The organism is Sediminitomix flava, assembly GCF_003149185.1.
In the GTDB taxonomy this organism is placed as follows: Bacteria; Bacteroidota; Bacteroidia; order Cytophagales; family Flammeovirgaceae; genus Sediminitomix; species Sediminitomix flava.
This window is the reverse complement of the sequence record NZ_QGDO01000011.1, coordinates 111,875-135,152: the sequence shown is the minus strand read 5'-3', so window position 1 is coordinate 135,152 and position 23,278 is coordinate 111,875. Positions and strand designations below refer to the sequence as shown.

Below are 23,278 nucleotides of genomic sequence, written 5' to 3'. Positions count from 1 at the left end.
ATATTTTAACAAAGTTGAAGGGATTAAAGGGAAAGTAGTACTTCTCTGTTTTACTTTGAGAAAGTATTCTGTTTTAAAAATACCTACCTTTGCGAAAGCATTTTGATAAAGAGAAAATTATAATGAGCACAGATAAATTGGAGCAGTTTATTCAGTTCCTTCAAGATAGTTTACAACAATCTACTTTTGTAGAATTGAAACTAGCAAATAAGCGAGATAAAGAAAGTGATTTGCGTACCCTTACAGCCAAGGTTGTGAAGATAAAGAAAGGAACTTGCCTTTCATTTGTGTACCGTCACGAGACAAAAGATATCACAAAGAATTTCTTGTTTGAGGAAGCTGTAACGCTTATTCATGAACATCTGAAGACAGACTTTTATCAAGCAGATTTGAAAACAACTTCGGCAGATTATTTCTTGAATATCAATAACAAGAATGTTGCTAAGTTGAAAACGAAACAGGCAACAAAGAAAGAAGCTCCTAAGCAAAGCCACGATAAGCAAAAGCATCGTTTTATCAAGGCTGAAGGAAATGTGTACCTGAAAGAGTTGGGGGTTGTAACTGCTGATGATAAGGTCAAAAATAGTCGTCAAGATAAGTACCGTCAGATCAATAAATATGTAGAGATCATAGATGGAATTTTGAAGTCAGTGAAGTTTGACGGTCGTTTCAATGTCGTAGATATGGGGGCTGGTAAAGGTTATCTGACTTTCGCTCTTTATGATTATCTGACGAATGTGGTGAATCGTGAAGCCAATGTAATTGGAGTAGAGCTTCGTCAAAACTTGGTGGAATACTGTAATTCGATTGCTGAAAAAGCAGGTTTTGAACATTTAAGTTTTCAAGAAGGAACAATTCAAGAGGCAACTTTAGAAGCAATTGATGTACTGATTGCTCTTCATGCTTGTGATACGGCTACTGACGATTCTATTTATAGAGGAATCAAAGCGAATTCAAAGGTGATTATTTGTGCGCCGTGTTGCCATAAACAGGTTAGAAAGCAACTTTGTCCAACAGATGATTTGAGTGAAATCACTCAGTTCGGTATCTTGAAAGAAAGACAAGCAGAACTGTTGACCGATGGAATCAGAGCGTTGATTTTGGAGGCTTATGGTTATAAAACAAAGGTGTTTGAATTTATTTCAACGGAACATACACCAAAGAATGTTTTGGTAGTTGGAGTAAAGCAAAAAGATTTAAGTGAGCCAGACCCAGAAGTGATCAAAAAAATTGAAAATATAAAACAAACACACGGACTGAAATATCATTATCTGCAAGAGATTTTAGATAAAGGTCTTGATGTTGTTTTAGACTAATAAAGTAGAAGGGTAGAACAATTTAGTTTTACCCTTTTTTTATTTTTTTCCGTGAACCAAATCTCCATAACTATGAACTAAATCCTCACTTTTTTCTTTTCTCGATGCCCTTACTTTGTGATTAACAGAATTGGAATAATCACTCAAAAATAAACAACTATGAAAATCACAAAGAGCATTAAGATTAAAGCATCGATTGAAAAGGTTTGGCAAGTTTGGGCAGTAGAGTTTGACAAGGCAGGGGATTGGATGTCTCAAGTAGTGCATGCTGTCGAAAAGAAAGAGGGACAACTTGCTTTAGGCTCACCTATGATAGGACGAGTTTGTACTTTTTCAGATAAAGAAAATGCTCCTTATGCAGAGGAAGACATAAAACTGTTTGATAAGGAAAACTATCGATTGAATATTCAAGTAGTTCCTTATAATCTACCAGCACCTGTAGTTCAGAACCTTTTAAAGTCGAAACTCAATAAGGTTTCAGAAGAAGAAACAGAAATTGTTTTTGAGGCAAATATTGAAATTAAAACAGTAGGCTATTTCTTGTACCCAATATTGAAAGGTGGACTTTCGAAAGGCTTAGATGAAATTCTTGAAGAGCTGAAATACTATGCGGAAAAAGGAATTGTTCATCCAAGAAAACTCAAGAAGCTCGAAAAGAGAAGCGTAAAAGTAGCCTAGTAAAAAATAAAACTTCATAAAAACACTCTGAATTCTAAATTCGGAGTGTTTCTTTTTTTCATGAAACTCAATAGCTTTGGTGGAAACTATTTTTTACCAATTTTTTCGCATCATGAGAAAGTATATATCTATAGTATTCTGTTATTCCTTACTTACTTTATTTGCTTGTGTACAAAAACAAGACAAGACACAGACGATTGATATTGATCAATTGTCGGACTCAGAATTAACGCCTTTACAACAAAAGGCTCCAGCAAAAGAAAAAGAAATAACTCCAGTCAAAAAAGCATCAGTTGGAGGTAAAGATTTTCAACACGATGTTGATGCCTTATTACCAAAGTCAGAAGGGCAGGTCATTAAGCACTCTTACTATACACTTTCTTATAGCGAAAAACACGAACAGGCTGAATGGGTGGCTTATGAATTAGTTGAGGAAGAATTGGTAAAAAATAGTAAGCGTTCTGATAATTTCAGACCAGACCCAAGCATTACATCTGAGTCTGCACAATTAGCCGATTATAAAGGTTCGGGCTACGATCGAGGACATTTAGCTCCTGCAGCAGATATGTCTTTCAACAAAAAGGCAATGAGTGAGAGCTTTTTCTTATCGAATATGAGTCCTCAGCATCCAGATTTGAATCGTAGAGCTTGGAAAGAATTGGAGTCAATTTTCCGTGATTGGGCAAGAAGTAGAGGAGAGATAATGATCTATACTGGTCCTGTTCTAGAAGATGGTTTACCAACTATTGGCGCTAGTAAGGTTTCTGTTCCAAAATGGTATTACAAAATCGGTGTTGATTTGGAGTCAAATGATGCGATTGCCTTTTTGATGCCAAATGGAAAATGTGATAAGCCTCTTTCATCTTATGCCGTTCCAATTCAGAAAGTAGAAGATATGACAGGCATTGATTTTATGCCAAAACTTGATGATGCAATAGAGGAAGAATTGGAAGCTCTTTTAGATGTTCAAGATTGGTTTGTAAATTCATCAGAGACAAAGTCAAAGAAGAAGTCTTCTAAAAATTCTAAGTAAAAAGCTACTCATAAATGAGGCTGTAATCTAGTAGAAATGAAAAGTCTATAGTACTAACATTAGTGAAGTATTATAGACTTTTTTATTACTTCTTTTTTTGAGGAGGAGTGTACCAAATAGGAGAAGTCCAAGCACGTTCCACTACTACTCTCGGTACTTCGGTTGGGTATTTAACTCCCTCTCTAATTTCATCCCAAGTATTCCAACGAGCTGTTGGGAGTTGAAGCACTCTGACATAATAATAAGCTTCATAGGCAGGGTTAAATTCTTTGTCTTCCCAATGTGTCATCAATTTTACAGCTCCTTTGTCCTGACTCCAAAAGCCTGTTTTAAAATCAACTTTTGCATCGAGCGGTTCTACACTTCCATCGGGATTTTCTACTCGATTATCAGACAGTGCAATGTTGAATATTTTTTCCTGTAACTCTTTGCCATCATACCAGCCCTTAATGATCTGAATACGGTCTAGGTTTGGACCAATATCATCCTTAAGTGCCCAAACTAAAAATTCAGGTCGGTCACCTTCATCCACAATCAAATCACTGCCCATCGGGACACCATTTTGTTCTCCGTCATTGACAAGCTCAACGTAATCTTTGGGTTTTCTATCAAAATGATTTCCGCCATAAAATCTTACCCGAATTCGAGGACCAGAAGTAGCATAAGTTTCTCTCCGATAAATCGCGTCCCAAATACTCCCTCGAGTGTTCGATTCAGCCCATACAGCAGTCAATGCTCCAGGATTTAGGTCTGAAATTTTTGCCCAGCCCGTCAAATCTCCAATTGTACGTTGCTTTGCCTCAAAGTCTTCCACTCCATGACTACCGTGCTCCCAATTATCTTCTTCTACATTTGAAGGCATGCCGTTATGGTTATCTGTACCGCCTACAATGCCATATTTAAATGGATTAACTCCGAGTTTATGTTGGTATTCCATTCCTTTGGTTAGAGCGTAGCGTACAAAGTTGTTTTTTTTCAGCTTACGCTTTTTGGAATAGATAGAGTTCGCATTTTCAAAATCAGCAAATTCATCGGTAGGCCATAGCTCTTTGTGAACTTCAGAGTTTCCTTTGATCTGCATAATTTCAATAGCTCTTTCAAACTGTTGCCTCCGAGCTGCATATGCTGTAGATAGTGGGGAACCATCAGAGTCTTTGCTATTGAACATATCACCGTTACTAGCATTAGAATTGTGGGGAATTGCAAGAACAGTAGAGCCTTCCGTAGTGATTTTGGAAAGCCATTCCCAAAGTTCTTCTTCTCGATTTATATCGATATAACTTTTAGGGAAATCTGGAACGACATTATCTCTGAAAATGATATTTCGATGAAGGTTTGCCGAGTTGGGTGCTGCACTCCATTCATAGGCTATAAACGTGGTGAATTTACCTGGAATATAATTTTTCTCAGCGGCATCTATAATCATTTGCCAAGCTGATTTTATAGATGCATTTCCCGTATAATAAGATAAGTGTTTGGGTCTTGCAGATCGGTTGTTATCTACAACTAATTTCTTGAACAGCTCACTTTTTTCTTCTTTTGTTTTAGCTGTTCGAACCTGAGTGGGTTCAATGTCATTGTAGCCTGCTGCATTGGGAGACATCACCGTTAGCATTTCTCCAATATATTCAGCATGATCGGTTACAGCACAAAAATCAAGTGGGCGTTTGAGCTTGAAAGGTTTGTTCAATATGATCATTTCTTCACCTTTTGCAGCTCTGTAAGCATCGTCGGGAGTGAGTCGTGTACCCCCAATGTATGCATCTAAAGAAAAAGATGTATGCATATGTAGTTCTCCAAAGTAAGCTTGTTTCAATGGATTAATAGTCACATCCATTTCTTCGGGAACAGCTAGTGTTGAAGGTGGAACAATATTATCTAAAGGTTTATCTTTTTGCTTTGATTTATCAGCACAAGCGAACAGCACAGAACTAAAAAGAATGAATAAAATGAGTCTCATATAGGCAAATCAGATCTAAGGTATTCAGCATCTTAAAATAAGAGATATACCTAAGAATAAATCTGTAATTTGCTGTGAATTCATACAAGAAGAAAAGCCTATACTCTTCCATAAAAGTATAGGCTTTAATGACAATTGTATTGAGAATTAGAAAGTAGGCGCTACTTGCTGAATGTATTGCATTGTCTGCTGATGCATCATTTGTTGCATCATCATGTTTTGATTGTCCCACATCATATGATGCATCCAAGAGTTATCTCTGAGTAAATATCTTGGAACTATCGAATTTGGTATTCCTGATTTAAATGCAATAGGTAAAATAAACTCATAATTTAACTTCTTTTTCCCTTTCCATTTTTTGTAAGGACTAGATTCAAATTGCGCATAAGAATCCTTTATTGCGGTTTCTTTATCATCATTCTTTGGTGATAAGAAGTCATAAGAAATTGTCTTGAAGTCTGAACCTAGTTTAAGTCGTAAAAAATATACAACATGGTTTTCAGAAACATTGTAAGTAGTTTTAGCTTTAGTAAAGTAGTTTTTTAAGTTAGCCTCGACTTTTAATGATAATTTATGGTGATATAGGTGAGTGTGCTTTCCATTTTCTGTAAAGAAAACTTCCTCTAAAATTCTATTTTTATATATATAATTAATCTCTTGACCTCTAATAGAATCATATTCAGTGATAAGGTTTTCTCCTTGTACTAAAATGTTAATTTCTTCTCCAGTAGACTTCCAATATTTACTTAAAAGGAGAGGCGGAGTAGTGGAACTCGCCGAAGAAGGTTTTTTAATAAACAACTTGTGCTTGTCTCCATTTGGTCTAAACTTAAGGTACTTGAAGACTTCACCATTCTTATATTTATAAAAATCTTTAATAGTACCATTTTCATAGAAAAAAGAACTTCCCCCTTCAAGTGTTAGATCTCCGTTACCTTTAAATTCCTGAATACTAAGTGTGTTATCATCTAAATCACGGAAAGTCAACTCTGTAAGGCTATCCGTAAGAGTTGTTATTTCTGATGAATAAAGTATTTTACTTTTATCTAATGTCTCTTCCCAAAAGAGATTATAATAGGTCTTTTTCTTATTTACATAATCATCGATCACGCTTAATCTTTTAAGAATTGATGGGAAGTCGGAGCTAGTTAATTTCTTTTTATCTTTATTTAGTTCTTCTTTTAATGCACGATGACGGTCTTTAAATAAGAAAAATAAACTGTTTAAGAGTTTCTCTCCTCGTCCACTTATATGCTGAATACGAGTTGGGTTAGATTTTGGCTGAAGGTAAAAAAGTGTTGAATTTAATCTTTGCAGAACATTATAATCTTCATTTTGATATGTAACATAAAAGAATTCAGAAGAGCTATATGTTTGATTTCCTTTAGGACTTTGTACGAAATAGTTAGCAAGTACGACTATAGAATCACTTTCATTCAATGGAAGTCCTTTTATTTTTGTGTACTCTTTTGCCTTTAGTTTTTTGTCTTTGAGAATACCGCTATTATATTTTTGAGCTTCTTGAACTAAGGTGTTTCTGTCTAGATTTTTTGGGCTAAACTTGAAACCTCTCAAGCCTTTATAAATATCACTTTTGATAAAAAGAGTATCTACAGAACCGTCTGCACGGTATGCTAAACTTGGAATTAGCCTATCTCCACCAAGCTCTATAGTAACGGCAGATGTTTGTCCACGTCCTTGTTGGAAAAAATCGCTGATTTCATTCCCCAAATGATCATAGTAAATACCTACCCCTGAAAGTTGGTTTTGTGCAAGGCTTTGAAAAGAGAATAGTACAAAAAGTAATAACAAAAAATGTCTCATAACAATCTTAATATTAGTCTAGTACAAAGTTAATCTAATAATCTGCCTATCAAAAAAGAAAAAGCCCACGTCCATTGCTGGATCGTGGGCTAGTGCATATATGTCGAATATTAGTAAAATCCGAGGCTTAGTGTTTGAAGTGACGAACACCTGTCATGACCATAGTCATATCGTTTTCGTTACAGAAATCGATAGAATCTTGGTCTCTTACAGATCCGCCTGGTTGGATTACCGCACGGATACCTTCTTTGTGTGCAATTTCTACACAGTCATTGAATGGGAAGAATGCATCTGAAGCCAATACTGCTTTAGAAAGATCAAAACCGAAGTTTTTCGCTTTTGCAATCGCTTGGTTCAAGGCATCTACACGTGAAGTTTGTCCTACACCACTTGCACAAAGTTGTCCGTCAACTGCCAATACAATTGCGTTTGACTTGGTGTGCTTACAGATTTTGTTTGCAAAAAGTAATGCTCTGGTTTCTGCTTCAGTTGGTGCTTTTGTCGTTGCTACTGAAAGATCAGCTTCAACTTCAATTTTCAAGTCTTTGTCTTGTGCCAATACACCGTTCAACAAAGTCTTATATTGTTTTGTAGGAAGAGTCACATCCTTACGCTTAAGTAGGATACGGTTTTTCTTTCCTTTCAAGATTTCTAATGCATCTTCGTCGAAGTCTGGAGCAATCAATACTTCCACGAATAACTTATGGATTTCTTCTGCTGCTGCTGCATCTACTTTTTCGTTGGTCACCAAAACGCCACCAAAAGCAGAAACATTGTCACAAGCCAAAGCCGTAACGTAAGCATCTTTTACTGTATCGGCTACAGCCACGCCACAAGCGTTTGTGTGTTTCAAGATACCAAAAGCAACGCCTTCTGTTCTTGGGAATTCGTCGATCAATGCAACCGCAGCGTCAACGTCTACCAAGTTGTTGTAAGAAAGCTCTTTTCCGTGTAGTTGCTCGAACATATCGTTCAAGTCGCCATAGAATTCCCCTTTTTGGTGAGGATTTTCTCCATAACGAAGCGTTTTGCTTGTACGGATACTTTCTTTGTAATGGTTTTGTTGCTCTTCTTCTTCTACTTGTGAGTTGAAGTAATTGAAGATAGCAGTGTCGTAGTGAGAAGAAATATCGAAAGCTTTAGAAGCGAACTTCAAACGATCTTTCATCTCAGTTTGGCATTCTTTTTCAGCCAAAAGTGTAGCTACTTCATCGTATTGCTCTCTTGAAGAGACGATCAATACATCTTTGTAGTTTTTAGCAGCGGCTCTGATCAGAGAAATACCTCCGATGTCCACTTTTTCAACGATATCTTGGTGAGCAGCACCCGAAGCTACTGTCTCTTCAAATGGATACAAGTCAACGATCACAAGATCGATGTTAGGAATCTCAAATTCGTTGATTTGTGATTGATCCGTTTCATTGTCTCTACGGTTCAGGATACCACCGAAGATTTTTGGATGAAGTGTTTTTACACGACCACCCAAAATAGAAGGGTATGAAGTAAGGTCTTCTACCGCAGTTACAGGAACACCCTGCTCTTCGATAAACTTTTGCGTACCTCCTGTTGAGAAGATCTTAACCCCGTGTTTGTCAAGAATCTTAACAATCTCGTCTAATCTGTCTTTGTAAAACACCGAAATTAGTGCCGACTCAATTTTTTTCATTGAAGAAGTGATTTTGAAGTGTATATGAGCGTAAGTGCTGCGAAACTAAACAGAGTTTCTAAAATATGGAAGAAAAATCTAAAATGATTTATATGGGTTAAATTGAACCCTGCAAAGTCTGACTTGCTATTTTTTATAGAAGATGAGGTTTTACTATGCGATTATTCGCCTTTTATTACATCGTTTTTCTATGATAAAGGGTGTTTTTCTACCTTTAACTAACCTAACTAAGAAAAGCGACGCTTAAGAAGCTTTTTGAGTAACCTAATTTGACCTAAAAACTGTTCTCTGAAAGAGAGTTACGACCCAACTAACTATGACCAAAGTTTACTCCCATTACATCATCAAGTATTCCTTTATATTATTATTCCTGTATGGAATCAATATCTGTGTTGCACAAGCACAAGAAAGTAAGCCTTTTACCTTTAGTGGAGTGATTAAAGATGCTCAGACTGGAGAAGTGGTGCCTTTTGCATCTGTATTTTTGGAAGGTACAAGCATCGGGATGGCATCAGATTTCGATGGTAAATTTTCCTTTCACGTTCCCAAAGGGACATTTGAGGTAGTGGTAAGTGTCGTGGGTTTTGCAACTCAACGAAAGAAGATCGATTTTCAGAAAAACGAAACTTGGAATCCTTTCCTAGCTATTGAAGAAAATGTATTGGGTGAGGTGGAAGTAACCGTCTCAGAATGGGAACAAAAGATTCAAACCAATGAGGTAAGTGTAATAGCGATTTCCATTGAGGAAATGGAAAACATTCCGTCCATAGCAGGAAACTTTGACCCCATTAAAGTTACTCAACTACTACCCGGTGTAGGAAAAGGTTTTGAAGGTTCTTCTGATATGTTTGTGAGAGGGGGAGATGCCGATCAGAACTTAGTACTATTGGATAATGCAATAGTGTATAATGCAGGTCACCTTTTTGGTTTTATGTCTGTATTTAATTCGGCAGTATTGAATGATGTGACACTTACAACTGGAGGTTTTAATGCAAGTGATGGAGGACGTCTTTCTTCAGTGATGAAAGTGAATACAAAAGACCCAGACCTTCAACAGTTCCGAATGAAAGGAGAGATAGGTTCTTTGGCTTCTCAATTAGCGATTGAAACACCAATTGTAAAAGATAAATTATCGATCTCTTTAGCAGGAAGAAGAACTTATGCCGATAAGGTTGCTGAAGCTACAGGTCAAGATTTACCTTATTATTTCTATGACGTAAATGGTAAAATAACCTACAAGGCCAATAAAAATAATACCATCTCATTTTCTGCTTTTAAAGGAGATGATATTATGGCGATAGAAACGGGAGATTTTGACTCAAATACAGGTTTGATCAATAAAAACGATGCTTATGCACTGAACTGGAAACATACCTTTTCTCCTAAGTTAAGTTTATCGTCGGCTTTAACTTCTAGTGGTTTTTCATATAACCTAAGAAACGTAGATCAAAATGAATTGGTGAATATTTCGTACAGCATTCGTTCCTTAGGTTTTAAGAATACAGTGGATTACTATGATGGGAAAAATAACCTTTGGAAGACGGGAGTAGATTACACGATGCATGCACTAAGTCCTTACACGGTTTTGTCAGAGGGAGATGTGAGTAATGTAGTACCTAATCAGCGTAGTAATTCCAAGTTTATGCATGAAATCGCACCTTTTGTCTCGCACGAAAGACAACTGACAGATAGAATACAAGCGACTTTGGGTTTTAGGGTTTCTTCTGCTGTACTTGCTGAAAGTGCATATATAGGCTTTGAACCAAGAGCATTGATGACACTATCTTTGACAGATAAAGAGTCTGTGAAAATGAGTTATTCGAGAATGAATCAGTATTTACATCGCCTGTCAAATTCTTCAGTAGCTCTGCCTACTGATATTTGGTACCCGAGTAACGAGATTGTAAAACCTCAGAATTCTCACCAAGTCACAGTTGGCTATCATAGAAATCTACCCAAATGGAAAAGCTTATTTACCTTAGAATTTTTCTATAAGAAGTTGAACAATCTAGTAGAGTATAAAGAAGGTAGTAATGCCCAATTTTCTACGGAGTTTGATGACATCTTATTACAAGGAGAAGGCCGTTCGTTAGGTATGGAAGTTCTTCTCCGTAAAAAAGAAGGGAAGTTCACAGGTTGGATAGCTTACACATTGGCTAAGTCTGAACGACAATTTAGTGATATCAATTATGGCGCTTGGTTTCCATCAAGATATGACCGTAGACATAATGTCTCTATTGTTGGAAATTACATTTTACACCCTCGTTGGAAATTATCGGGCACATGGGAATACTTATCAGGAGCCCGATTTACACCAATCATTGCTAGGTATTTGACCTTGAACCCAGTTTCAACTGTCGTTGATATTGTACCTGTTTACTCTTCAAGAAATGGTGTGAAGTTGGCGGATGTACATCGTTTAGATTTGAGTGTAGAGTTTAGTAGTAAACCTGAAAAAAAGGTACAATGGAAAATTGTTGCGGGGGCATACAATGTTTACAATAGAACATCTCCTGTAGGAATCGTCTTGAGCTATGACCGAGATGCAAACACCTACAGATATGAACAACCCGGATTATTTGGTATGTTACCGTTTATGAATGTGAGTTTTTCATTATAAGCAACGACAACAAACTAACAAACATCCAAACCTAATAACCAGCTATTAACCTAAATACCTCAAGTATGAACAAAGTACTATCGCTTGTTTGCGGAACAGCTTTTTTGGCTTCGTGTATGCCAGAACCTTTAGCCGTAGTAGACTTTCCAGCACCACCAAACGAAATAGTAGTTTCATCTCAGTATATTCCTTCAGAATATGTGACAATAGCACTCACTAAAACCTTTGATGCCAGACTCATTGGAGAAGCGTCAAAAGATCCCGCAGAGATTTTTCAGAAATATGAAGATCAGATTGTCTTAAAAGATGCCGAGGTAATTTTAGCTTCAAACCATGCACATGATACTTTAGAAATTCTGGGCAGTGGTCTTTATGCAGCATTGGGTGTTATGGAGTTGGAAGAATTAGAAACCTATGCATTAAAAATAAAAGATGTAAACGGGAAAGAGCTTTATGCCGAATCTAAGGTACTACCAAGGGTGAATTTTGATAAGATAGAAGCGGATCTTGTTCAGAAAAATGATGAAATGAATTTGGCTATCGAATTTTCATTTGACGACCCCGATCAGGATAATTGGTATATGATGAGTATTCAAAGAGTTTCAATGTCACAGAGTCAAAAAATAGAAGACTTTATCATGGATCAGCCATTCACTTTTTTATTTACAGATAAAGATATTCCAGAAGATGGTCGCCCAATGTATCTAGAAACTTTTTATCAGAACTATAATCCTTCGGATACACTAATGATTTCTATGGCCAATATAAGCCAAGAATATCATGAGTATTTGGAGTTAAGAAATCAATCTCAGGGAATTGTAAATGATGTATTGATTGAACCTGTTAATTATCCATCAAACGTGACGAATGGTTTAGGATTTTTCAATCTTCACTTATCGGATATCGCATTGGTAGATTTAGCTACGAAGACTGTATTTAAACGATAGTCTAATATTAATCTATGTGAATTTTGTAGCTGTATTTTTACATTATTCATAGACCATTTTGTAAAAAATAGTATTAAAAGTTTAAAATAAAATAATTAGTTTTTATATGCTTTGATAAGTCTACTTCTTGGTGCCAATCATTTTTTTAATACTCTAAATATTTAAACTAAAAACTATGAAATCATTTTTTCACACTATCGTAACTGTATTGGCACTTTCATTTGGACTTTTTGCTTGTGAAGAAGCTACAGATGAAGGAGATGAACTACCGGCCAACTATTTTAAAGTAGGCGATGATACTTATGAATTATCTCAAGGTATGTTGGAGAACTACGGTACTGATGATTGGCATGAAGGGTATAACCTTGATCTATCATTAGTTTCTAAAGGCATTAAGATCTCTTCGGATGGAGATTCAGAACCAACAGGTTCTGGAGAATTTATTTACTTTGAACTGTTTTCAGATAGCGAGGATAGGCTATCTGAAGGAACTTATCCATTTGAGTTTAATGATGAGTTGCAACCATCAATGACATTTGATTATGCACTATATGCTACTAACTGGTCTCCAGCATTAGAGGATATTGAGGATGCAGAAGGTAGTCTATTGGTTAACGGAGCACTTACCGTAACGCAAAATGGAGAAACTTATGAGTTGTCGTTTAATGGTATTAACCTAGAAGGGAAAAAGGTTGAAGGTAAGTACACTGGAGCACTTACTTATTTAGACTATACAGATACGAGTGCATTTGCTAGAAAGTCAGCTAAGCAAAAAAGAAAATTAATGACAGTACAATTGAAGTAAAGTCAATTTTATACAAAAATCCCCTTTCCTCATGAATAGAAGAAAGGGGATTTTTTTATATCGTTCTTTCAGCTTCTATCTCACAAATTTCATCTTGTTCAATAAACTGAATTCCGTAATGTTCGAGTTCTTTGAGAACAGGTTCATAAATTTCTGGTTTTACAGGAATTTGAACTCCTTTTTCTCGAATAACACCTTCTAAAATCAATTTTGTAGCAACTCCAACAGGTAATCCAACTGTTTGTGCCATTCCTGTATGGATGCTGTCTTTTCCTTCAATGACCATATGAGAAAGGATTTTACGATAAGAAACACCATCAAAATAGATCAGCTTGTGTAGCATCGCGATCATATCTCGGTCATCAGAATCCATTTTCCATTTATCCATCAATATTTTCTCTAAGATTTGAGCAGGAGTAGCAGACTCCAATCCAATTCTTTTATCAGAGAAAATACCAGACCATCTTAGTTTCTCCATAATATCCGAATCTTGATCAATATGAAGGTATTGCATCAGCTTCAACTCCACAGAATCATTCGGATTATAAGGAAGGAAAGAATTGATAAACTCACGATAGGTCATGTCTTTTATATCCTCCATCACATAGCTATCATCGGTAGCTCCAAGCATCACGAAAATATGCCAAGCTCTACAGAATCCTACTCTACGAAGTGTACCTCTATAGACCGTAGGAGTGCCTTGTAAGCCATAAATATTAATGTAACTTAAGGAATCTCTGTTGGCATAGCCTTCAAACTTACCGAAGCCTTCAATGTCTAAGATTTCAGTACGTCTGAAAAGTCGATAAGGAGGAATGTATTTGTGACGTCCATTGTGTAAAAATTTCACAGAGCCGCCTTGACCTGCCAAGACTACGTTTCGAGGATTCCATGTAAATTTATATTTCCACGGATTTCCTTTCTCACTTTCTGGTGCTAAAAGTCCACCAGTAAAAGATTCAAAAGCTTCAATTTTATGACCTTCATCTTTAATATGATGAATAAGTTTCATCGCAGACATATGGTCAATACCTGGGTCAAGACCAATTTCATTCAGAAGAAGTACACCATTTTGTTCCGCTTTCTCATTGAGTTTCTTCATGTCTTCAGAAACATAAGAAGCCGTTACAAGGTGTTTTCTATATTCAACACAAAGCTCTGCAACTTGTAAGTGCATAAAAGCAGGAAGCATAGAAATAACAACATCGGCTTGTCTGATTTCAATAATCAGTTGTTCTGTGTTTTTCACATCCATGCCAAAAGCGGTTGCTCTTGAGCTTCCTTTTATTTTTTCTTGGGCTAAAGTCTCATCACGGTCTCCCAATCGGATAAACCAATCTAACCTTTCAGCTTGTTCTAGTAAATAGTCAATTAGGGTGGTCGCCGATCGCCCAGCGCCAATCAATAATATGTGTTTCATTGTTGTTGTTAATCGGTTTGTGTTATTTTGAGTATGTTAAGCATTGGTAAATAAGCAAAATTTTAGGACTTAATTGATATAATCCTTAGCGATTCCATTGCTTATCACTACTTTCAGTGACGATAAAAAGCACAACATGAAGAAAAAAATACAACTTACCACAGAGATTGAAGTCTTTGAAACCTTTTCGGATTTACCCCTTCAATTTCAAAACCTAATGAAAGCTGCTGAGCAAATCAGTGAAAAAGCTTATGCCCCATATTCAAACTTTCAGGTAGGAGCCGCATTACAATTGGAAAATGGAGAAATAGTTACAGGGAGTAACCAAGAAAATGCAGCCTATCCTTCTGGAATCTGCGCAGAAAGATCTGCAATTTATTGGACAGGGAGTAACTATCCCGATCAGAAGATAACAGCTATAGCAGTAGTTGGGAAGCCGAAAGATGCCCAAGATTTTGTTGCAACAGCCCCTTGTGGTGCTTGCAGACAAGCAATGTTTGAGTATGAAATGAAACAAGAAAGCCCAATCCCATTGCTTATGATATGGGAAAATGGAGAATATTATTTGTTCCCTTCATTGGGTAGTTTACTGCCTCTGCATTTTGATAAATCAGCACTTACCAATAAGTAATCCTTTGAGGTAGAAGAATTATATTTTGCTTTGGGATTATTTATATAACAAGGTATAGAATGAAAAAGCTATTTGTGTGATTCAAACATAAATAGCTTATTTTTTTATCAAGCCTTAAACATGAAATTAACTAGAACCTATGCAGAAATTTTGGAAAGAACCGCTATTGCATTTTGCACTAATAGGAGGTCTTATTTTTTTAGTTTACCAAAGTATAGGTCTTGAAACTGATCAAGCAGAGGACGAAATACATGTAGATAGTAGCGACCTCAAAGAGATGATTGCTAAGTGGGAAATGCAATGGAAACGTAAACCAACGAGTAGCGAGTTTCAAAAACTCATAGATCAATTTCTTCAACAAGAGGTTTTTTATCGAGAAGCCTTGAAGATAAATTTAGATCATAATGATGAGATTATCAGAAGACGATTAGCACAAAAAATGCAGTTCTTATCCAATGATTTTGCGCGAATGACGGAGCCTACCGAATCAGAATTAGAGTCATACTTTAAAACTCATTTAGAAGAGTATAGATTACCTGCAAAATATAGCCTTTACCAATTAACCTTCACGGGAGATCATAGAGAGAACCCAATTAAAGATGCTAAAGAATTATTATCTGATTTAGAGAATCTACCCTTTGATGAAGTGGAAGGAAAAGGCGATCAGCTTTCATTTCCTTTTTATTATGAGAAGGTTTCTACATACCATCTTGGCAGACAATTAGGGGAACAGTTTGTAAGGTCTATTGAGTCAGTAGAAACTGAAAAATGGATAGGCCCAGTTACTTCAGGGTTGGGGATGCATTTGGTATTTATCAAAGAAAAAGTCGAAGCTCCAATTCCATCACTAAACCAAGTAAAAGATGATGTTTTGAGAGATTGGAGATATGAAAGGGAAAAGGAAAGTGCTGAAGAAATCTACCATTTATTGAAAGAGCAATACAAGATTACAGTAGATGAACTGCCTGAAGAAAATTTCCTCTCGGAAGATTATAGTTTGAAATCAGTAAGGTGATATTGGAAAAATTAAGACTCTGATCAGTCGAATTGTATGAAAAAACTATCTACTTACCTCCTTTTTATAATTCTTTTCTTGTTGCCTTCTCAATCATGGTCTCACGAAATTCGCCCTGCTTTTCTACAGATTATTCAGAAGGATTCAGATACTTATGAGGTCTATTGGAAAGTACCTAGAATGAGAGATGTGATTCCTCCAATTTATCCTGTTTTTGAGGAAGGAATCCAACTCAATAGACTTATGAGACCTCAAAAATCGATAGGTGCTAGTTTCTCAAAATATGAGTTAGTTGCAGAAATACCGTTAGAAGGAACTGCTATTTTTATTGATGGACTGAAGAAAACTTTGATTGATGTATTGGTCAGTGTCGAGTACCTGAATGGAGAGCGAAGTACAATGATGCTACAAGCAGATCAAGATACTGGATTGATAAAAGGGACGGCAAGTACTCTACAGCTAGCCGAGACTTATACAGTATTGGGTGTCGAACATATTTTGTTAGGGATAGATCACTTGTTATTTGTGTTAGCCCTATTGCTGATTTGTAAACGGTTCAAAAAGCTATTGGGAGCGATAACAGCTTTTACTTTGTCTCATAGTTTTACCTTAACTTTAGCTGTTTTGGGCGTTATCTATATTCCCACTCCACCTGTTGAGGCAGTCATCGCTTTAAGTATCGTATTCTTAGCTGTTGAGTTAATAAAAAATTTAGAAGGTAAAGAAAGTTTGACAAGTAAGTCACCTTGGTTAGTAGCTTTCACTTTTGGATTATTGCATGGTTTGGGCTTTGCGAGTGCTTTACACGAAGTGGGGCTTCCTCAAGTAGAAATACCTGTAGCACTTGCGTGTTTTAATATCGGTGTTGAGCTAGGACAGATTGCTTTTGTATCTGTAATGCTAGCTGTTTTTGGGCTGTTTAATCGACTATCAAATGTGTCTTTAATGGTAAAAAAGATACCTGCCTATATGATTGGTTCAGTTGCATTTTTTTGGTTTATAGAACGAATAGCAGCTTTTTGCTAAAAAGAAAACGGCATAAAACTGATTTATGCCGTTTTCAAATTTTATAATGCTAGTGCTTCTTTTTCTACTCTGAAAATAGGATATCTTAAATGCTCTTTTTCGTAATAAGGTGTTTGTTTATAAACAAAATAAAGTTGAGAAGCACCATTTTCAGCAAAGGCAGGGTCTTCAAGTTTTTTGGCTTCAAGTTTAGCCCTGATTTCTGGATGCTCTTCTAAATATTGTACCGCCAAATCTTCAAAAACATAAGAAGAATACCATTCTTTTTGCTGTAAAATAGTGTCAAAGAAATTCCAATTGAAATAAGAATCTGGGGCAGAAGGCTCTAAAACTTCTACAATGAAACGATTACGGTCTTGGTTCAGAGGGATAAGCCAATCTCCTTTTTTGAAAGAAATCTCCGTTTGAATAGTTTCAGTTTTAGTCTGATAATGCAAGTAATGACCCTCGAAAGGAGATTTTACAGTATTCAAGTCGGCTATTCTGTAAGCTGTGACCATCATAGTTGTATCCTCTGAAATTGGACTCATTTTAACCTTGTTGACTTGCAACCTTCTGATAACTTCTTTCCACGCTTTTGGAATAATGTAGGCTTTAGGTGTCTTTATCTTTTGTACAGGCGTGTAATAGCTATAGTATGGAATTTCTTTTTCCCAAGGCTCATTTCGATCGTAGTATAAACGTTCTTTTCCACTAATTAGACTTGGTTTATACTTAGCTGTATAGCCTTTAAATGGAATCATGTCATAACGACTTGTATCAATTTCCCAATGCAAGGTAAATTCATCTGCAGTTTTAGCCTTTGTAATTGCTTTCTCTCTAAGACTTTTGATCGTCTCTTTTTCAGTTGCAGTAGTTTTTATTAGAGTTTCAATAAAAGCATAAGTCGCATCAACTCGCTGCTTGTAAGTTTTCAGCATATGTGTTTCTGTGATAAAAGAAAGCGCATGAAATGTCGCTGAATATCCAGTCGAATATCTAGGTGAATCGTAAAAAGCAGTAATTCCTGTATCTGGAGTTTTACCCAAAGAATGGACGTAAGGAACCATAGGAAAACCCTTTTCATGCATTTCTTGATATAATAAAGGCTCAAAAGTTGATCGCACATAGCTACCTACATCTTCACCCATTTTTTCGATTTGTCCTGTAAGCAGCGTCATGATGTGCTGGTAATCGGCACCATTACTGGTATGTGTATCTAAGAAAACATCGGGTTGAATAAGTTGGTAGATTCGTGTGAATGTCTTTGCATTTTCAGAGTCAAGCTTAATGAAATCTCTATTCAGATCGAAATTTCTACTGTTACCTCTAAAACCATAAGCATCTGGCCCTTGCTGATTTGCTCTACTGAAACTGCTACGGTTAAAAGCTCCACCAATATTGTAGATCGGAACAGAAGCAATAACGATATCTTTTAATTGCTGACGTAGAGAATCATTTTGGATTAATTCTCTATAGAAAAGCATAGACGCATCTATACCACTTGGTTCTCCAGGATGTATCCCATTATTGATAAAGACGATTGCTTTTTTCTTTGTCCTGCTTTTTTTGAAGTTGAAATCTTGATCGAAATCAAAAATAGCAAGGTGTAAAGGTTTGTCCGCATCGGTAGTACCAAAGGTCTGTAATTTGACAAATGGACTTGTATCAGCTAATTTCTCAAAGTACTCGATTGTTTCATTGTAGGTTGCTGTTTCTTTCCCTTCAGATTTTTCAAAGCGAGTGCTAAAATCTGTGTCAGAAGATTGTCCACAGCCTATAAGTGCAAGTAAAAAGAAAAGGTATAGTGTTGTATATTTTGTCATAAGTATCTGTGAGATCAAAAAGATGTTTGTTGTGTAAGTCAGCGAAACTAAGGAATGTCTTCAAATAATTGAAACTAATCTGTGTTTTATCTAACTTGACTCTAACTCATTAGTATTCAACTATTATTCATTTTAAGATGCGAAAAGAATTAATTTTTTTATTCCTGTGCTTGATTCCAAGTATAGCTTTTTCACAAAATACACCATCTATTGTTTATAAGGATGTCGATCAACCTGCACATTTCAAAGGTGGTTTTTTAGAACTGTACCAATACTTTAAGGATAACCTTGAATATCCCCAAGAAGCTAGAGATGCGAAGATTCAAGGAAATGTAAAACTTGAATTTGTGGTAGATAAAGATGGTTCAATCAAAAACATTGTGATTGATGAAAGTTTAGGGCATGGTTGTGATGAGGAAGCTGTTAGATTACTAAGTGGTAGTCCTAAGTGGGTGCCTGCTCAATTAAATGGTAAGGCTGTAGCTCAGAAACAAACAACAAAAATCGAATTTCTAATTCCGGATAAGAAACTTGAGGCAAGAGGATTTGCCCTAAAAGAAAAAGAGGAAAACTTTGAGGAATTTGAAGTAGAAGAAGAAACACTAGACGAGGTTTTTGAAATAGTAGAAGACCCTGCCTCATTTGAAGGAGGTGTTACAGCATTTTTATACTGGGTAGGAAGGAATCTGAAATATCCTCAAGAGGCTCGTCGTATGGGAGTAGAAGGGAAGGTTTACATTCAATTTATAATAGATAAAGATGGAAGTGTGACTGATGTTAAGACTGTAAGAGGGATTGGCGCAGGTTGTGATGCAGAAGCTGAAAGAGTGATAAGGATGAGTCCTAAATGGAAACCAGGGTTTCAGAGAGGAAAGCCTGTTAAGCAGAAAATGGTTGTGCCTATAAATTTTTCATTAGGAAGTTCATCAAAGAAAGATAGTAAGTAGTTGCTATGATCTTTTAAAAGAGAAAAGCCTTTGGATTTTAATCATACTTCCAAAGGCTTTTTTTATTCTGCTTGAATTGTAACTTCTTCACTTTCTGAGCTATAAATTTCTCCATTACTAAGAGTCGCTATCACTGTGAATTTAAATTTGTTTGAAAGAGTAGGAGGACTTTTTAACTCGAATATATCTTCTTTAAAAACTATGGGTTCAGTATAATTTAAATACTCTTCTAAGTTTAAGGAGCCATTTTGAAGGAGGTCATTGATGCTAGAACCCGCTTGATGATTCTCATCAAAATCATAGTTTGTGATAAATGATAGGGATACAAAACGTTCTTCCTTAGAGCGCTCAATAGCATAACAGTCACATGCAAATACTTCTTGAGTTAAACTGAAAGATCGAGCTTGAATAGCGCTAAGTAGTTCTGTGTCGAATTTATAACCGATTCTGAAGTCTGTAATGTTTACGGTTTGTCCATTTGATATGGTTTGAAAACCACTTTGATCGTTTACATTATACTGAACAGCACTCATATCGGTGATGTCAAAATATCTATACTCATTATCACAATTGCAGTTGGTGCATCGGATAGGTAGAAAGCTAATAATTAGTAGAATTAGTGATTTAAGGAATCTATTTTTCATCAGATTTAGTATTTGGGTAAATGAAAAATGACTATAGAATTGAAAATCAATACCTATATTTCATTTATACTAAAATGAAAAAAAAATAGCGTAACATCAAACATGTGTCTTACCACTCAGACCACATCAGACCTACATTTATTTGAAAGAAAGATTGTGTATTCCAATCCTTTGTAGGAAATGCATGATTATATCTGATACTAAGAAGCAGATGACTATTCTCTCTTAAATGATAAGCAACACCAACTTCAGGAGCCAACCCAAAATGCCATTCGTCATCGCTTATTCTCAGAATACCAACATCTGTAGTGTGCTTGAAGAAGTATGTACCAATTCCTAAAGAACCGTATGGAGTCCAATCGCCAGAGTTAGCCATTCTGTAGTGAACATCAGCCATAATTGGAACAATATTAATGTAGCGGAATTGAACGCCCGATAGTGTACTTATATCTGTTGTGATCTGTTCTCCCCTTACTTTTTCATTAAACACATACCAGCCAGAATAAATACCTGCACCTATATTTTCTGTGATTTCTCCACCAACCTTGAATGTAAAACCTCTCCAACTCGTATCGTCAATAAAGTCAATGACTTCATGACTGAGAGGGAAGGAAACATCATAAGTCAAAGAACTATACATCTGAGCAGAACTATTCTGAATGCTGAAAGCCAGACAGAAAGTAATAAGGGTATATCTAATTATATTTTTCATAACTAAGATCAGTCATTGAGGTAAGGAGATTGTTCGAAAGCTTGGTTGATTGCATTGACGACTCTGTTTTGGTTTGAGCCAGGATTACTACTGAGCAGTCCATTGATAGCGGCAAGCCAAACCAAAGGCACTTCTTCATCATTGGTCATTGGGTTATTAGGATCAACCATCTCGATGAGTACTGTTCCTGTGCTGTAAGAGTAAATAATAGGAGGTCCCCAAGGATAGAAATAGCCCCAACCCGGACCATAGCCAGGATAACCACCCCAGCCTGGGTACCATCCCCAATATCCCCACCAATCATAAGGATCAAAAATACTGGTATTAGTGGTTGAAAAGGCTGAAACTTGAATGACAACATCCACCTGAGAAGTATCTTCTGTTTCTAACTCCATATAGCCGAGAGCATCTAAATTTTCTTTGACTGTCTCTAAGATGACATCATCAATATCACGAGTGATATTCACATTGTTAGACGAACGTGTCAAGTCTTCGATATGAACTACTGAATCTGGAAGGAAGTAGGTTTCTATTTCTGAAAAATCGTATTCGGGATCAAAAGTAGTCCCTACAATGTCAAGCTCTGAAATATTATCGGGTTCATCGGGGTAACAAGAAACAAAGAAGAGAGCACTAGCTACGATTAGGTATATAGTTTGAAGTTTTGGGTACTTCATGAAGGTTTGGGTTAATGTTAATTATCGACTGTTTAAGTTAGTTGTTCTTCAAAAAGTGTAGATGTAATTGGCATTAGTTTTACTTAAAATATAGAAGTTTTTCAATATTTCGATAAGAAAGTACAAGTTCCAAAATCATAGAGTCGGAGATTGTATAGAATAGAATAAAAATCCCTGTAGATACTGAAAACCATATTTCTATTTATGATTTTGATTCGATAGCACAATGTTAAATTCAAATTAATTTTTGTTGATTTTATAGGTTGTTATGGATTTTTTTTAGAATTTAAAAGAAGGGTTATAAAACTAAATTTTTTAACTAAAATGAATGCAGACTATTATAGGCTTTTAGGGCTTAGGCGGGGATGTGCATCAGAAGAAGTTAAGGAAGCTTATATTGGTTTCTTACTCAAGTTTGATCAATTGAGGATTGATGGAGAGTTAGGGGCTTCAGAAAAGCAACAGTTTCTAGAAATTGAAAATGCTTACAAAGTGCTTTCAGATACTGAGAAACGAACGGCTTATGACAGAACTCTTGATGAAGGGGAGAATGGTTAAGATGAGTAATTTAATCTGTTCAAATCTCTAGTCTTATGAAATTTAAAAAGCTCGGATCGTAACTGATTTGAGCTTTATTTTTTAGAGATAAATAGGAAAAGCAAAAGCCCCCAATTCTAAAAATTAGAAAGGAGGCTTACTAAGAGAAAGAAGAAATTTAAATATACTGTTTTATTAAAGTGTGTTTAAGTTTGTTAGTCTTCAATTTCCCATTTCATCATTACTCTATTCGAGATTTCGATCTCTTTTGGGTTCAATTCTAGATTTCCACCCATATTTGCAGACTGAGCTTCCATAGCCATTACTTCACCTTTGGCAAAGGCACGAGGAGAAGGTCTATAGTGTTCGTCTGTATGTCCGTATCTTATGCTGTTTAAGTCTCCAAGTTTAGCTCCTGCAGCTTCTGCCAGAATTTGTGCTTTTGCTTTTGCGTCTGCTACTGCTTTTTTCAAAGCTTCTTCTTTTAAAGCTGTTTTTTGATCATCAGAAAGCTCAAAACCAATACTAAAACGTACAAATTCTTTATCTTCTGTAAGTGCGGCTACAGCCTTGTAGCTTGTCTGTGCATTGTATTCTGTTTTTACAGAAAGATCCATGACTGCATTATAGCCCATCAATTTTCTCTTTCCATCACGATACTCAAAACGCTCATCTACTCTGAATGAAGTAGCTTTAATTAGTTCTTCATCTAAGCTCGCATTCTTAAAATTCTCTTTCATTTTGCTGAGCTTCTCTTGTACCTTCTGTACAGCCATATCGTAGGCAATATCTTCTTGACTGATAGTGATATTAATGTTCATCAGTTTGGGTACTTGTTTTACGGTAGCATAGCCTTCTACTTTTATCATAGGGTCAGATGAATGACGCTCTTGTGCCCAAACAAAGAAGGGCATTAAGCATAGTAATAGTATTGATAAGTTCTTTTTCATATTCGTTGGTATGTTGTATGGTCTTAATCCTGTTTTTTCTTAAGACAGTTAATACTCCAAAAGAG

General features: G+C 36.1%; 20 protein-coding genes. 11 read left to right on the top strand and 9 right to left on the bottom strand.

All coding sequences use genetic code 11. From position 1 onward, the window contains the following. Positions 1–122 precede the first annotated feature (122 nt). The 3 genes from BC781_RS24620 to BC781_RS24610 all read left to right on the top strand — a co-directional run bounded on the left by BC781_RS24620 (position 123) and on the right by BC781_RS24610 (position 3,027). On the top strand, positions 123–1,316 hold the full coding sequence (locus BC781_RS24620) for a class I SAM-dependent methyltransferase (RefSeq protein WP_109623071.1): 1,194 nt from the start codon (positions 123–125) through the stop codon (positions 1,314–1,316). Between the two features lie 159 nt (positions 1,317–1,475). Beyond that, positions 1,476–1,994, top strand: a complete 519-nt coding sequence (locus BC781_RS24615) for an SRPBCC family protein (RefSeq protein WP_109623069.1) — start codon at positions 1,476–1,478, stop codon at positions 1,992–1,994. 112 nt (positions 1,995–2,106) lie between these two features. Continuing rightward, entirely contained in the window at positions 2,107–3,027 is a 921-nt protein-coding gene (locus tag BC781_RS24610; protein ID WP_109623067.1) for a DNA/RNA non-specific endonuclease, read from the top strand. An 85-nt stretch (positions 3,028–3,112) separates the two neighbouring features. Here the strand turns inward: BC781_RS24610 and BC781_RS24605 are convergent, their stop codons facing one another. From BC781_RS24605 to purH, 3 genes are all read right to left on the bottom strand, one after another. After that, entirely contained in the window at positions 3,113–4,987 is a 1,875-nt protein-coding gene (locus BC781_RS24605; RefSeq protein WP_109623065.1) for a DUF3604 domain-containing protein, read from the bottom strand. Positions 4,988–5,134: 147 nt separating this feature from the next. Then, positions 5,135–6,811 carry a hypothetical protein gene (locus BC781_RS24600; RefSeq protein ID WP_109623062.1) on the bottom strand — a complete coding sequence of 559 codons (1,677 nt, stop codon included), beginning with the start codon at positions 6,809–6,811 and terminating at the stop codon, positions 5,135–5,137. Positions 6,812–6,938: 127 nt separating this feature from the next. Then, on the bottom strand, positions 6,939–8,477 hold the full coding sequence (gene purH, locus BC781_RS24595) for a bifunctional phosphoribosylaminoimidazolecarboxamide formyltransferase/IMP cyclohydrolase (RefSeq protein WP_109623060.1): 1,539 nt from the start codon (positions 8,475–8,477) through the stop codon (positions 6,939–6,941). 316 nt (positions 8,478–8,793) lie between these two features. Between purH and BC781_RS24590 the strand changes: the two genes are divergently transcribed. The 3 genes from BC781_RS24590 to BC781_RS24580 all read left to right on the top strand — a co-directional run bounded on the left by BC781_RS24590 (position 8,794) and on the right by BC781_RS24580 (position 12,849). After that, positions 8,794–11,097 (top strand): TonB-dependent receptor, encoded by a 2,304-nt coding sequence (locus tag BC781_RS24590; protein WP_109623058.1) that lies wholly within the window; start codon positions 8,794–8,796, stop codon positions 11,095–11,097. A 65-nt stretch (positions 11,098–11,162) separates the two neighbouring features. Continuing rightward, positions 11,163–12,044, top strand: a complete 882-nt coding sequence (locus BC781_RS24585; protein WP_109623056.1) for a DUF4249 domain-containing protein — start codon at positions 11,163–11,165, stop codon at positions 12,042–12,044. Between the two features lie 175 nt (positions 12,045–12,219). Then, positions 12,220–12,849, top strand: coding sequence for a hypothetical protein (locus BC781_RS24580; RefSeq protein WP_109623055.1), 630 nt, complete (start codon positions 12,220–12,222; stop codon positions 12,847–12,849). Positions 12,850–12,904: 55 nt separating this feature from the next. Here BC781_RS24580 and BC781_RS24575 read toward each other — a convergent pair whose 3' ends face one another. Beyond that, on the bottom strand, positions 12,905–14,269 hold the full coding sequence (locus BC781_RS24575; RefSeq protein ID WP_109623053.1) for a saccharopine dehydrogenase family protein: 1,365 nt from the start codon (positions 14,267–14,269) through the stop codon (positions 12,905–12,907). Between the two features lie 136 nt (positions 14,270–14,405). Here BC781_RS24575 and cdd point away from each other — a divergent pair, with 136 nt between their 5' ends. The 3 genes from cdd (at position 14,406) to BC781_RS24560 (ending at position 16,941) form a co-directional block, all read left to right on the top strand. Beyond that, the gene (gene cdd, locus BC781_RS24570; protein WP_109623051.1) at positions 14,406–14,900 is read left to right on the top strand and encodes a cytidine deaminase; all 495 of its coding nucleotides are present in this window, start codon (positions 14,406–14,408) and stop codon (positions 14,898–14,900) included. 139 nt (positions 14,901–15,039) lie between these two features. Continuing rightward, positions 15,040–15,915: a peptidyl-prolyl cis-trans isomerase gene (locus tag BC781_RS24565; protein ID WP_109623048.1), complete on the top strand. Its 876-nt coding sequence runs from the start codon at positions 15,040–15,042 to the stop codon at positions 15,913–15,915. Positions 15,916–15,951: 36 nt separating this feature from the next. Then, on the top strand, positions 15,952–16,941 hold the full coding sequence (locus BC781_RS24560; RefSeq protein WP_109623047.1) for a HupE/UreJ family protein: 990 nt from the start codon (positions 15,952–15,954) through the stop codon (positions 16,939–16,941). Between the two features lie 41 nt (positions 16,942–16,982). Here BC781_RS24560 and BC781_RS24555 read toward each other — a convergent pair whose 3' ends face one another. Next, entirely contained in the window at positions 16,983–18,746 is a 1,764-nt protein-coding gene (locus tag BC781_RS24555) for a M14 family zinc carboxypeptidase (RefSeq protein ID WP_109623045.1), read from the bottom strand. A 137-nt stretch (positions 18,747–18,883) separates the two neighbouring features. Here BC781_RS24555 and BC781_RS25785 point away from each other — a divergent pair, with 137 nt between their 5' ends. Beyond that, positions 18,884–19,693, top strand: coding sequence for an energy transducer TonB (locus BC781_RS25785; protein WP_109623042.1), 810 nt, complete (start codon positions 18,884–18,886; stop codon positions 19,691–19,693). Positions 19,694–19,755: 62 nt separating this feature from the next. Here the strand turns inward: BC781_RS25785 and BC781_RS24545 are convergent, their stop codons facing one another. From BC781_RS24545 to BC781_RS24535, 3 genes are all read right to left on the bottom strand, one after another. Beyond that, positions 19,756–20,337: a hypothetical protein gene (locus tag BC781_RS24545; protein WP_146201779.1), complete on the bottom strand. Its 582-nt coding sequence runs from the start codon at positions 20,335–20,337 to the stop codon at positions 19,756–19,758. A gap of 109 nt (positions 20,338–20,446) precedes the next feature. After that, a complete protein-coding gene (locus BC781_RS24540) occupies positions 20,447–21,049 on the bottom strand; it encodes an outer membrane beta-barrel protein (RefSeq protein WP_109623039.1) in 603 nt (200 codons plus the stop codon). A gap of 8 nt (positions 21,050–21,057) precedes the next feature. Beyond that, complete coding sequence (locus BC781_RS24535) at positions 21,058–21,726, bottom strand: DUF4136 domain-containing protein (protein WP_109623037.1); 669 nt, start codon at positions 21,724–21,726, stop codon at positions 21,058–21,060. Positions 21,727–22,050: 324 nt separating this feature from the next. Here BC781_RS24535 and BC781_RS24530 point away from each other — a divergent pair, with 324 nt between their 5' ends. Then, entirely contained in the window at positions 22,051–22,284 is a 234-nt protein-coding gene (locus BC781_RS24530; protein WP_109623035.1) for a DnaJ domain-containing protein, read from the top strand. Between the two features lie 194 nt (positions 22,285–22,478). Here the strand turns inward: BC781_RS24530 and BC781_RS24525 are convergent, their stop codons facing one another. Then, positions 22,479–23,213: an SIMPL domain-containing protein gene (locus BC781_RS24525; protein ID WP_109623033.1), complete on the bottom strand. Its 735-nt coding sequence runs from the start codon at positions 23,211–23,213 to the stop codon at positions 22,479–22,481. Positions 23,214–23,278: the final 65 nt, after the last annotated feature.